This is a genomic window from Vibrio sp. 10N.261.55.A7, assembly GCF_002877365.1.
Taxonomy (GTDB): Bacteria; Pseudomonadota; Gammaproteobacteria; order Enterobacterales; family Vibrionaceae; genus Vibrio.
Map to the genome: position 1 here is coordinate 22,437 of NZ_MCWZ01000304.1, position 12,906 is coordinate 35,342.

The 12,906-nt window shown below is 43.7% G+C and carries 9 protein-coding genes; 6 read left to right on the top strand and 3 right to left on the bottom strand.

The genetic code is table 11. The features are described 5' to 3' along the window. Window positions 1-93: 93 nt before the first annotated feature. Complete coding sequence (gene nagZ / locus BCU12_RS17860; protein ID WP_102405604.1) at window positions 94-1,137, bottom strand: beta-N-acetylhexosaminidase; 1,044 nt, start codon at window positions 1,135-1,137, stop codon at window positions 94-96. 157 nt (window positions 1,138-1,294) lie between these two features. On the opposite strand from nagZ, the gene BCU12_RS17865 reads away from it, so the two are divergent. From BCU12_RS17865 to BCU12_RS17875, 3 genes are all read left to right on the top strand, one after another. Next, a complete protein-coding gene (locus tag BCU12_RS17865; protein ID WP_102405605.1) occupies window positions 1,295-4,648 on the top strand; it encodes a response regulator in 3,354 nt (1,117 codons plus the stop codon). A 113-nt stretch (window positions 4,649-4,761) separates the two neighbouring features. Continuing rightward, window positions 4,762-7,263, top strand: a complete 2,502-nt coding sequence (locus tag BCU12_RS17870) for a cache domain-containing protein (protein WP_241909869.1) — start codon at window positions 4,762-4,764, stop codon at window positions 7,261-7,263. A 94-nt stretch (window positions 7,264-7,357) separates the two neighbouring features. Then, window positions 7,358-8,677, top strand: a complete 1,320-nt coding sequence (locus BCU12_RS17875) for an anti-phage deoxyguanosine triphosphatase (protein ID WP_102405606.1) — start codon at window positions 7,358-7,360, stop codon at window positions 8,675-8,677. 22 nt (window positions 8,678-8,699) lie between these two features. Here the strand turns inward: BCU12_RS17875 and BCU12_RS17880 are convergent, their stop codons facing one another. Then, window positions 8,700-9,362, bottom strand: coding sequence for a DTW domain-containing protein (locus BCU12_RS17880; protein ID WP_102405607.1), 663 nt, complete (start codon window positions 9,360-9,362; stop codon window positions 8,700-8,702). 3 nt (window positions 9,363-9,365) lie between these two features. Here BCU12_RS17880 and rrtA point away from each other — a divergent pair, with 3 nt between their 5' ends. Beyond that, a complete protein-coding gene (rrtA, locus tag BCU12_RS17885; protein ID WP_102405608.1) occupies window positions 9,366-9,929 on the top strand; it encodes a rhombosortase in 564 nt (187 codons plus the stop codon). Between the two features lie 175 nt (window positions 9,930-10,104). Here rrtA and sohB read toward each other — a convergent pair whose 3' ends face one another. Continuing rightward, window positions 10,105-11,172: a protease SohB gene (sohB, locus tag BCU12_RS17890; RefSeq protein WP_198599371.1), complete on the bottom strand. Its 1,068-nt coding sequence runs from the start codon at window positions 11,170-11,172 to the stop codon at window positions 10,105-10,107. Window positions 11,173-11,274: 102 nt separating this feature from the next. Here sohB and BCU12_RS17895 point away from each other — a divergent pair, with 102 nt between their 5' ends. Together BCU12_RS17895 and imuA are read left to right on the top strand one after the other, a co-directional pair. Further along, entirely contained in the window at window positions 11,275-12,015 is a 741-nt protein-coding gene (locus BCU12_RS17895; RefSeq protein ID WP_102405609.1) for a YciK family oxidoreductase, read from the top strand. Between the two features lie 210 nt (window positions 12,016-12,225). Continuing rightward, window positions 12,226-12,903, top strand: coding sequence for a translesion DNA synthesis-associated protein ImuA (imuA, locus tag BCU12_RS17900; protein WP_102405610.1), 678 nt, complete (start codon window positions 12,226-12,228; stop codon window positions 12,901-12,903). Window positions 12,904-12,906: the final 3 nt, after the last annotated feature.

Sequence of the window (12,906 nt, forward strand, 5' to 3'; positions counted from 1 at the left end):
AAACATAAAATCAACGCACATTCAGTTATTTAAAACCTTACCCACGTCACAATTACGCCAAAACCAGTTAACTTAAACGATACAATTATTTAACTACTCAGTGGCAAGTATCGCTTCTATCTGAGTCATTTCATCGGCAAGATTGATTGTTTTTTCAAGGTTGGCTTTAGCCGTATTTATCATAGCTCGCTCTAGACGAATAAGGCTCTCACTTGAGAGTGGACGCAGGTTTTCTTGCCACTTATACCACTCTTCCACATCGCCATGACATGCTAAAACTAAGTCGACGCCTGCCTCTTGGACTTGCTGGCAACGCAGCTCTAATGGGCCTGACAAACTTTCCATGTAGACACAATCAGAAATTAAGCAGCCCTCAAATCCAATTCTATTGCGTATCAATTCATCCACTGTTTTTGCTGAGATGCTCGCTGGTTTATCATCCACATTAGAGAACACCACATGAGCCACCATTGCCATCGGAGCGCTCTTGAGCTGTGAAAAAGGAAAGAAATCGGTGCGATCAAGTTCGTCTAATGGTGTGTCGATGCTAGGCGTTGTTTTATGGCTATCTTCTGTCGCCCGTCCATGACCAGGGATGTGTTTCAGCATTGGCATAACCCCCGCATCCATGTGACCTTGAACATACACACTGGCGAGCTCAGCCGCTATTTTGGGATCTGAATGAAAACAGCGATTTGACATGACCGCGTCAGCGCCCCCCACTAACAAATCAAGAACAGGACCACAATTAGCGTTGAAACCAAGCTGCGCCATCTCTGTTGCCATTGTATGGCTCGTTTTATAAGCCGCTTTCTTAGCTAACTCAATATCACGCTCTGCAAGCTGAGAAAAGTCTCCATAGATAGGGTAAGTTTGCCATTCACTACCCTCTAAATACTGGATACGTCCTCCTTCCTGATCCGTTGTGACCATAACAAATTCTTCACCGACCGCTTGTTTGAAATCCTTAATCAAATCAGAAAGTTGAGATTTACTCACAATATTATCCCGAGTGATCATTAAACCAAATGGACGAAACTCGTGGATGAACTGTAGTTGCTGCTGAGTGAACTCTGAGCCTGGGAAACCGATGACTAACGGGGAGCGAGAAAGACGAGCTTGTGTATTAGATTGCATGATTTTTCCTTGTGATTTTAGATGCACTCCATCTTTTCACCGCCGTGAGAACTCGTTCAAAAAATAACGCCTATATTAACGATATTTCTTTATTATTAACGTTGGCTCATAAAAACTGATACTCTGGCTTTCAATGCACGCTAGGAATTAAGTTCATTTGGTCAATCAATTAAGAAGTTTAAGCTTTAAAAATAAGCTCATCTTAGCGTTTCTTTTCCTTTCCATTGGGCCAATGCTGCTTATCTCCAGTATCTTTTACTCCTCTTTTATTTCTAGCACCCAGCAGCAAGTTTACGACAACCTCTACTCTGTCGCTCAAGCCAAACAAGCGGCTATCGCTTCGCATATTAATAACCTTCGTCAACAAGCCGCACATCATAGCGAAACAGATTTCATTAACTACTCTATGAGTCGATTCTATGGGTTTTCATATGCTTTTGGTCTAATTTCCGATGATGACAAAAAAGTAACCCAAAAATTGAAATCCCATTACACACAATATGGGCACTTTAAGAACCTACCAGTGAAAACCTCCGGTGTTGCCGGGAGCTATCAACAAGTCCATGACCGTTTTCATCCGGGATTTGAGCAATTTATTCAGCGCAGCGAGTTCAGCGACTTATTATTAGTCGACTTATTAGGTAATGTGATTTACAGCCAGAAAAAAGATCACTACTTTGCTGCTAACCTCAATGACCCTGCTTATATTGACAGTCCACTTGGTGCTGCATTCCAAGACTTAACGATCAGAATACCTAAGGTTGATCCCGCTATTTATTCGACCCCAGTTCAAGAACACAGAGTGTTGAGTGACTTTACATCGGATCCTATTACCGGTCACATGCAAGCCTATTTCATCAATCCCATTCAGCATCATTCTCGAGTTTCTGGATATGTCGTTTATGCGTTACCCAGTGAGTCAATGACTGAACTCATGGCGCAAGAGACAGGGTTAGGGGAAGGCGCAGAAGTCTACGTGTTAAATACTCTTTCTCAACCAATCTCAGCATTGCGCCAAGTCTCAACCGGAGACAACGCATATAACCCGCTCTTAATAGAGCGACCAACACTTAAAATGCCTACCATAGATCGAGCAATCTTGGGTGAAAGTGGCGTCATGCCAAGTGTTAATTACATGTCTCAACCTGTACTCTCAGCCTTTGGCTACGTTGATATTGGAGCTCTACGGTGGGTTGTCATTGCCGAACAAGAACAGCAGCACGCTCAGGCCGTAAGCTCACGATTTGGAAAACAAATCCTGTTGATAGGATCTGGTTTTATTCTCGTCGTTATTGCGATGATCTATTGGTTGTCTCGATCACTCACCAAACCACTGAACTCGCTAATATCGGCAACAGAATCGATCACTTACGGTGACAATACTCCGCCTATCATCGGCGTTAAGCGTAATGATGAAATAGGACGTCTCGCGTCACGATTTGAAGTAATGGCAAAAGCAGTCAGCCGGCAAATAACCGTCATTCGAGATAAAAATAGTCAACTAGAGCAAAACGTTAGCTTAATTCATCAGCAGAACGAAGCGTTAAGGCAAGCCGATAAAATTAAAGATGAGTTTCTCGCCAACACCTCACATGAATTACGGACACCACTCACAGGTGTGATTGGGATCAGCCAATCTTTGTTACAAGGTGTCGCTGGGCCACTTAATGCTTCACAACATGAACAATTACTGATGGTTCAAAATGGAGCCCAGCGTTTAGCTCACTTAGTAGACGACCTGCTTGATTTTCATAAAATAAAGAACAACAAGCTTCGTTTAACACTTGATGCCGTCGATGTTAAACGTTGTATCGACACAGTAGTGGCACTTTCTCGTTATCAACTTAGCGGTCAACCTGTCACCTTAGAAGTCAGATTGCCACAAAGCAATGTCATTGCTTTAGCCGATACCGCAAGGCTTGAACAGGTTTTATACAACCTATTAAGTAATGCAATTAAATACACCGAACGTGGCAGCATTGTCCTCTCCCTCGAAGAAGGCGCGGATAAGCAAGTCATGATTTCTGTCACCGACAGTGGAGTGGGCATCGCCCACACTGATCAAATCAGCATATTTGACCCATTTGTTCAGGTTGATGCTAGTGTGACTCGAGCCCAAAATGGTAGCGGATTAGGCCTAGCAATCTCTTCTCAGTTAGTTGAATTGATGAATGGTGAGTTAACAGTGCAAAGTCAGGTGGGCAGCGGGAGCTGTTTTAGCTTTAATTTACCACTTTATGAAAGTGATTCGATCTCAGCCTTAGACAGCACTGCTCAATCTCATTGGGTCGCTCCCGCACAAATTATCAATAACATTAGTGAGACAAGTCATTTAGCGACTCAAGAGTATTCAGAACAACAAAAAGGCAGCAAAATTCTCGTCGTTGATGACGAAATAATGAATCTACAGGTCCTTAAAAATCAGTTAGAACTCGCAGGCTATCAGGTGGTTGTATGTAGCCAAGGTTTAGAAGCACTAGACTACTTACAACAAAACAATGTTGATTTACTGATTTTGGATCTGATGATGCCGCAAATTAGCGGCTTGTCGATGCTGCAAGAGATCCGAAAGCAGCCCAATTTAGATGACTTACCCGTCCTGTTACTCACCGCAAAAACCCAAACAAAAGACCTCCTACAAGGCTTCGAATGCGGTACTGATGACTACTTAACTAAACCATTTTTGCAGCATGAGCTACTAACCCGTGTCAGCCATTTGCTTAAAGCAAAACAGACGGACCAAAGCGTTGAAGAAAACCGCCTGCTGAAAATGGAAGTAGCGAAACGGATTGAATCTGAAGCTCACTTAAAAGAGGGGCAAAGTAGGATGCAACAACTGCTTGAGAATATTGATGAAGCAATCATCAGCGTTAATGCTTTTAAGCAGGTGATCTATGTAAACCCAGCGGCGTTAAATATACTCGGTCTTGAAGCCGCCGACATAATTGGCGATGATATTGGTCGTTTTATAGGAATCGAAGGCGTTCGTGAAATTGAACGACGTAGCGTGAATCCCTCAATAAACACTTCGGAATCCTATCGAAATACGAATATTGAACTGCGCTGCGCTGACGGTAGCCAACACGCAGTACAAGCACAATTGTTTAGTCGTGGACAAGGTCAACACCAAGAATGGCATTTACTGCTCGCCACCCACAGCACTTCGTCTACGACAATTGTACTTAACGATGAGTCTGACTTTCGAAAGAATCTCGTTTTGTTGATGAATGAGGCATTAAACGTCTGGCAAAAAGGAACGGGGAAATCAAAGATCTGTCTTGCTGAACAAAGCAAGATCTGGAGTGTCTACCTTGACCGCAGCTCAGCTCAAACTCGGACGATGGATAAGTATTTCTTAGAACAAACACTCCCTAAAAAGCCCCGTTGGAGAGATGTTCTTCGCACCGCCAGTTATGTGACTCATCACGTAGACAAAACAGAACACTTTGAAGCCATTAAATACATGACCAACACAAGCGCTAAGATTAAAGAATACTTGGAATCTCGCTAAAGCACTTATTTTCAAAGAAAGTGTGCCCTATCTCGACGAAATCATCTGATAATTAACCATTTAGACAAGGGTTAACTACACTTTATTTAACGAATAAAACACATAGGTTGTCTGTGTCTATAACTAGCGATCAAAAGCTTTTGCGGCTAATAAAGTATCTCCCAATAACGATCATTGGTCTTTTTGTCGTTGTATTAGTGGTTATCGTTTTATCTGCCAACCGTACCGCCTTAAAAGAAGATATCGCCGCGCTTCACAAGAATTTCTATCAAAATCAGCGAGAAGACATACAACACCGTATTACGAACGTGGTTGAACAAATTGAGTTTGAAAAAGAAAATACCGAAAAAATCCTCAAGCAAGACATTAAAAGCCGCGTTGATGAAGCCATATCCATCGCCAATAACATCTACGCTCAAAACCAGCACCTCGATGAAACTGTCATCACTGAAATGATTACCGACGCACTCAGGAACGTTCGTTTCAACCAAGGTCGCGGGTATTTTTTCATTTATAAATTGGATGGCACGAATGTCATGCACCCCATTCTTCCTCATGTGGAAGGAAAATCGCTTTGGGATTTGCAAGATGCCAGAGGCGCTTATGTCATCAGAGATACGTCCAAATTGGCTAGAACAAAAATCAAAGCGTTTCATCGCTGGTGGTGGGTAAAACCAGGCGCTACCGATCAAGAATTTGATAAAATTGGCTATGTGTCATTATTTAAACCGTTCAACTGGTTTATCGGTACTGGTGAGTATGTCGTTGATGTTGAGAACGATATCCAGTCTCGATTGCTTGAACGCTTATCTGACTATAGCTATGGTGAAGGCGGCTATATTTTTGTCATGAACAGTAAAGGCGCGTTACTTTCACACCCTAATAAATCTTTAATTGGTGTGGAGCGGCTCGATGCACAAGATGGCGCAGGAGCATACTACGTAAAGAATATCGTCGACAAAGCGCTTTCAGGCGGAGGGTTTGTACAATATCAATCTAGCTTCACTCCAGTCGGTACACTAACCCCTGATAAACTCAGTTATGTCAGCCACCTACCCGGTTGGGATTGGATAATTGGGACAGGTATTTATACCGAAAACATCGATAGATTTTTGGCAGAAAGGGAAGAATCTATTCAACAAAAGAATTCTGAAGAGATCTTAAAGATTATCTTCTTCAGCCTAGTCGTTTCTCTAGTGCTTGCCGCTTTGTCGTTGTTCATTGGTAATGCCGTAGGCCATCGGTTCCTGCGCTTACAACGACAAATAAAACACGATTTTCATGAGCTAGAAGAGACGAAGAACAAACTTCAGTACCTCGCGCTGCATGACAGCTTAACCGAATTACCTAACCGGCTGTTTCTTATCGAATTCATCAGAAAGCAAATAAAGAAAAGCGAACAAAGTAATCAGCACCTTGCCATTATGTTTGTTGATCTTGATGATTTTAAAAAGGTGAATGACGCCTTTGGTCACGCGACAGGCGACCAACTTCTGGCCAAAATTGGTGCCAAATTTGAGACGCTTCTTGGGCACGATGACATCGTCGCTCGATTCGGTGGTGATGAGTTCGTTTTCTGCTTTTCTAATCTCTCCAACGCTCGAGAAGCGGAACATAAAGGCTCTGAAATATATAAAATATTCCAAGAAGAGTTCATGATTTCGGGAAAGATCATTTCATCAAGTTGCAGCGTTGGTGTCTCCATTTATCCGCAAGATGCCTCAGAGGCGGAAGAGCTTATTTCGAAAGCAGACACGGCCTTGTATACCTCTAAGGCCCGTAAGAAAGGGCATATCCTGTTTTATGATGAATCGATCAACCAGCAAGTTCAGTATGAACTTTCCCTTGAAAAAGAGTTACGTAGTGCGCTGAAGCGTGATGAACTGTATATGCTCTACCAACCTCAGATAGATCTTAACAATGGTCAATTAGAGGGCGTAGAGGCGCTCATTCGTTGGAAAAATCCAACATTGGGTCACGTATCACCCGTAGAGCTTATCCGTAAAGCGGAAGAAATTGGTCTCATTCATGAAATTGGTCAATTTGTCATTGAACGTTCTTGCCAACAAATCATTGACCATTACCCGAATGGCCAAGACAGTATTGCCCTATCCATCAACGTATCCCCGAGTCAGTTGGTTGCAAAAAACTTCATCCACAATTTAGTGACCGTTGTCGACAAGTACGCCATCGATAGAGAACGCATTACTGTCGAGATCACAGAGAATGTCTTAATCAACGACCTCGAAGTCGTCACACCGATACTGAAACAGCTCCGTGAGTGCCAATTTGCTATCTCTTTGGACGACTTTGGCACCGGATTTTCTTCTCTCAGCTACCTCTGTAATTTACCTATTACCGAGATCAAGATTGACCGCAGCTTTGTCGATAAATTGCTAGTGAGTAAGCAAAGCGATGCGCTCGTTAAAGCCATTATTGCGATCGGTGACTCCCACTCATTGAAGGTTGTCGCGGAAGGCATTGAATCTTTAGACCAATATAAAAAGCTTAATCAATACCAGTGTAATCTAGGCCAAGGGTACTACTTTTCTAAACCTATCCCGATTGATGAGCTTGTAAACTTTCGCAATGACCGTACATTAGAGCGTTCATAGTACTTGATGTGATGTTCTCCCCTTCACACCACAATCCCCTTCGAATTGCGTCGTTGACTATTGTGGTTTTAAGGAGCAAATAAGGAAACTTAGAATGGATACAGAGATAAACCCTCTCTGGCAAGCTAGACACGATGACGAACACAAGATTAGGCGAGATGATCATCGCAGCCCTTATCAGCGAGATCGTGCTCGTATACTCCACTCCGCTGCATTTCGTCGCTTGCAAGCTAAAACTCAGGTTCATGGAAACAGCATTGATGACTTTCATAGAACACGCTTAACCCATTCTCTGGAAGCGGCTCAATTGGGCACTGGCATCGTCGCCCAGCTAAAGAAGAAACAACCCAACTTTAGAGATTTACTTCCGTCTGATAGCCTGATTGATTCACTCTGCCTGGCTCATGATATTGGTCACCCGCCTTATGGACACGGTGGTGAGATCGCGCTCAACTATATGATGAGAGATCATGGTGGCTTTGAGGGTAATGCTCAAACATTTCGTATTGTCACGCAGCTCGAACCTTATACCGAACACTTTGGTATGAACTTGTCACGCCGCGCACTTCTTGGTTTGATTAAGTACCCCGCATTTCTAAGCCAAACTCAGGCGAAAGAACGCGCGAAAGCCAGCTTTGATCAACGAAGGTTGAACACAAAAGACTGGATGCCCGCAAAAGGTCTTTACGACTGCGACAAACATTTCTTTGACTGGATCATAAAGCCACTTTCTAAAGGTGACCAAGAATTACTGTGTCAATTGAGAACCGCACCTTTATCTAGCCACCAACACAATAAAACACGCTTTAAATCTCTCGATTGCTCCATCATGGAACTCGCCGATGATATTGCTTATGGTGTCCACGATTTAGAAGATGCCATTGCGCTTGGAATGATCAACCGTAATCAGTGGGTAGAAGCCGCCGCAAGTCAGTTAGCTGAATGCGGAGAAAGTTGGTTTGAAGAGCACATTGCGTCAATTACAGACATGCTTTTTTCGGGCAAACACCACAAGCGAAAAGATGCGATTGGAGGCATGGTGAATGCGTTACTCACAAGCATCACCATTAAACCGGTTAAAGCCGAATTTCAAAGTCAGCTTCTAGCCTACAATGCCTTCTTAGATTGCAGCATGGACAAGGCTCTCAACATTCTAAAGCATTTTGTTAATCAGCATGTTATCCAAATTCCGCAAGTTCAAGTCGTTGAATACAAAGGGCAGCAGATAATTATGGATTTGTTCGAGGCACTAAGCGCCAATGCTGAGCGTTTATTGCCTGACATAGAGCGCAGTAAATGGCAGCTCGCCCGGGGAAATCCAAGTCAAAAGTTGCGTGTGATTGCGGATTACATCTCAGGGATGACCGATGGTCACGCCCAGCGGCTTCATCAACAGTTATTTGCAAGCAGTTAGCCATTTTGTCATTCACTCGCTCTTAATCAGAGAGCGAGTTTTTGTAATTTCGCTCAAATACCCCTTCAGGCATTTGGTCGATGTAAAACTGAATCATGTTATCAAACGCGGTTTGTAAGGGTGAAAAGTCCAGTTCCGGCTGTAAGATCGACAACACATGGTAACCCGCTTCAACTGTCGACAAACTATTATCCGTTGGCGCCTTGCGAATGCGATAATTGCCCTTGAGTTCCTTGGGTAAGTGGATCATCGGCAGGGAATGTAAGTTCTCTGAAAGTTGCCACATCTTGTAGGCTTTTTTCCAGGTTCCATCCAACAAGATGATTCTGATTTTTTTGCTTTTTAACGCTTCTTCTTTCCCATTCAACTCACGTTCCATCACTTCAGATTCATTCAACACCAAAGAAGAAACACATTGGGAATGCTCACACGGGTACATAATAAAGTGTGAATATTCTGAATCGCTAAGTAACGTATTAAGGTCTGAGTGCTGGGAAAAATCTTCGCCAACAAAGCAATAACTGTTGTCTAACGATAGTGTCAGGATCTTGGCCGTCCCCATCGGGCGATTTGACTCAGTGGCGTGCTGGAGGATGATAAGTTCGACATTCGATGATAGGCTTTCTATCCAACGACAAATACACGCTTTGTGTGATTTTCCACACTGTGAACAATATCGGTACATATCTTGCGCGTTTACCTTACTCTGTCTGTGATTAGTATAATTTGCTTGGGCTTACAGCTTGATGCCTTTCACCCCTATGCTGAATGGCATGCCAGTGTAATTCAATCGGGGCAGTGGTGGCGCATCCTAACAGGAAATTTCACTCATACCAACTTCACGCATTTAGCCATGAACCTAGTTGGGCTTTGGTTTATCTGTTTCATTTTCAAACCCAATTATAAAACACTTCTTTTGCCGCTGCTCATGACCAGTATTGCGGTGGGTGTCGGCAACCTATTCACTGACATGCAACTCTACTCTGGCTTATCGGGCACACTTCACGGCCTTTTTGGCTATTACGCACTTCGTGAAAGCTTACAAGGACGAAGAGGCAGTGGATTACTGGTTATTGGGTTACTTGGGAAAGTGGCTTGGGAGTTTGCTTTTGGGGCATCGTCTATCACGAGTGGGCTAATAGAAGCGCGTGTAGCCATTGAGTCTCACCTATTTGGTGCCTTATCTGGGCTTTTACTGGCCTGTCTTTCTCACTTTATTAGCGCGTCCAAGCAAAAAAGCACTGACTCCTAAAAACCGAATCATAAAAAACGCCTCGCTTTCACTCATTGAATGAGCTTCTCGCGAGGCGTTTCATTTGACAAGTTATACTGGTGCCAAGGCCCAAACAATCGTGAACTCTAAATGGCCGATGGCTCTAAATAACCAATCACTCTAAGCAACCACTAGATCTAAATAACCAATAGTTCTAAACGATCGGCTTTTGTCCGCGATCGATTAGCTTCATGAGTACGCTATCAGCCACTTCACCTGCAACACCCGCTAACTTATCGGTGATCTTTTTCTTCTGAACATAATGAATAGACAGAACAGTCTTATCTTTACACGCTTCAACAACCACATCATCAGAGGTTTTAATCTCGTCAACTAAGCCCAGTTCTTTCGCCTGTGTGCCAAACCAGTGTTCACCTGTTGCCACTTTTTCAAGGTCAAGATCAGGGCGACGTTCACGAATAAAGTCTTTGAATAAACCGTGCGTCTCTTCCAGCTCTTGCTTGAATTTCTCACGCGCTTTATCACTGTTCTCGCCAAACATCGTTAAAGTACGCTTATATTCACCAGCGGTAAGCTGTTCGAACTCAATATCGTGTTTCTTAAGCAATTTATTAAAGTTTGGTAGCTGGGCGATAACACCAATAGAACCCACGATAGCAAATGGCGCAGAAATAATTTTATCTGCAATACACGCCATCATATAACCGCCACTAGCAGCCACTTTATCAACCGAGATACTGAGCGGTAAGCCTGCTGCTTTGATGCGGTCAAGCTGTGAGGAAGCCAAGCCATAACCGTGAACCATGCCACCGCCTGATTCAAGGCGCAGTAACACTTCATCGCCTTCACGAGCAACCGCTAAAATAGCCGTGACTTCTTCGCGCAGAGACGCTACTTCTTTCGCATCAATGCTGCCGTTAAAATCTAAAACGAAGAGATGGGGTTCACGCTTTGAATCAAGCTCGCCCTCTTTAACGGCCTTCTTAATGTCTTTCTCACGAGATTTATTTTTCTCTTTCTCGCTTTTCTTTTCTGCTTTGTCACGCGCTTTAATGAAAGCGTCATCGTGTAGGTGATGTTCCAATTGCTCAACACGCTCTTTGTGTTGCTCTGTAAGGTTAGTAATCTCTAACTCACCCTTGGCAGTGCTGCCTTTACTGCTAACGCCTTTCGCAATCACTAAAATCGCAATTATCGCGACGACGACAGTCGCAATCTTGGCCAAAAACAGGCCATAGTCCAACAAAAATTCCAATGTCATATCCTCAAATGTGCGAATTAGTGTATTGTTCGTTCTACTCGGTTATTGTAACCGTCTTATCGCAAAGAAAAAAAGAAAATCATAACAATAAGGAAGCTAACGGTGGATTATTCAGTTTCTGCAGATGCCCTAAAAGATAAAGTTATTTTGGTAACAGGGGCTGGAGCCGGGATCGGCAAACAAGCAGCCATGAGTTTTGCAGAGCATGGAGCAACGGTTATTTTACTTGGTCGTACGGTGAAAAAGCTTGAGCAAACCTACGATGAGATCGTTAACGCAGGCTTTAACCAACCTGCAATTGTGCCCCTAGATATGAAAGGTGCAACCAAGCAGAACTACATCGATATGGCAGACACCATCAAAGATCAGTTTGGCCGATTGGATGGGATACTACACAACGCAAGCCTTTTGGGCGTGATTAGCCCGTTTGATCAAATCGGTGAAGACACTTTTGATGATGTCATGCAAGTGAACGTGAAAGCCCAGTTCATTATGACTCAAGCGCTTCTGCCGCTATTGCGTAAATCTGACGACGCTCGGATAACGTTTACCTCGTCAACAGTTGGACACGTTGGCCGAGCTTACTGGGGCGCTTATTCTATTTCCAAATTTGCCACTGAAGGCATGATGCAGGTCTTAGCGGATGAAGTGTCAGATACGCCAATTCGAGTCAATGCGATCAACCCTGGTGGTACACGCACTGGTATGCGTGCGAAAGCTTTCCCTGCGGAAGATGTTGACCTGTTGAAGACACCTAAAGATATTATCCCTCTGTATATCTACTTAATGGCGCCCGAAGGTAAAGGCCTACATGGTCAATGCATCGACGCACAACCCAAATAAGATCGTTCAATAAGCAGCGTCTATTTATAGCGCTTCACGCTAAACTTATTTTGAAACAATGCCTTGCCTACACAGCAAGGCATTTTTATTGGCTATTTTTCATCCCCGACGCTCAACTCTTAAAAGCAGAAGATCGATCTTTTTATTGCTGCAAAGTTTGCATGATATATACTGTATATATGTACAGTTATTTATTGTGTGTGACCTGATATGCACGAATTGATTGAAAGATTAAAAAGCAACCAGCTACTATGGCAAGGATCCCATACTCCCACTCTTGGTGAATTCCGTTCTACGGGGTTCGATATCCTAGATCAAAAGCTGGAGGGCGGTTACCCAAAACACGGCGTGGTTGAGATTCAATCGCTCAGCGGCATTGGCGAGCTTCGCCTGATGTTTCCACATATTAGGCAATCTGACGCAAACAAGTTGTCGGTTTTTATCCAACCTCCAGGCTACTTATGTGCAGAACAGCTCGCCTCTGAAGACGTTGATCAAAAAAATATCGTCGTCATCTATCCTCAAACAACGCAACACGCCTTATGGGCGGCCGAGCAGTGCCTAAAAAGTGGTGTGTGCAACCACGTATTTCTGTGGCAATCCGAGCTAGAAGTGCATCAAGCAAGGCGGCTACAAGTTGCAAGCGAAGAAGGCGATTGCTTGCAGTTTATCTTTCGACAACAGCAACAAAGGCAATTTTCACTGCCAGTGAGCCTCAGCATGACGTTGTCTCCGCATCGACATGGCGTTGAAGTTGCCATTACCAAGCGAAAAGGCGGTTGGCCTCAAGGAAATTTTGTACTGATGATGAGTCATTTATGGCCAAGCCTTACCCTTGAACAAGACTCTCAGGTTGTCGTCCCATTCCCAATGCTCAAACAGGGATAAACC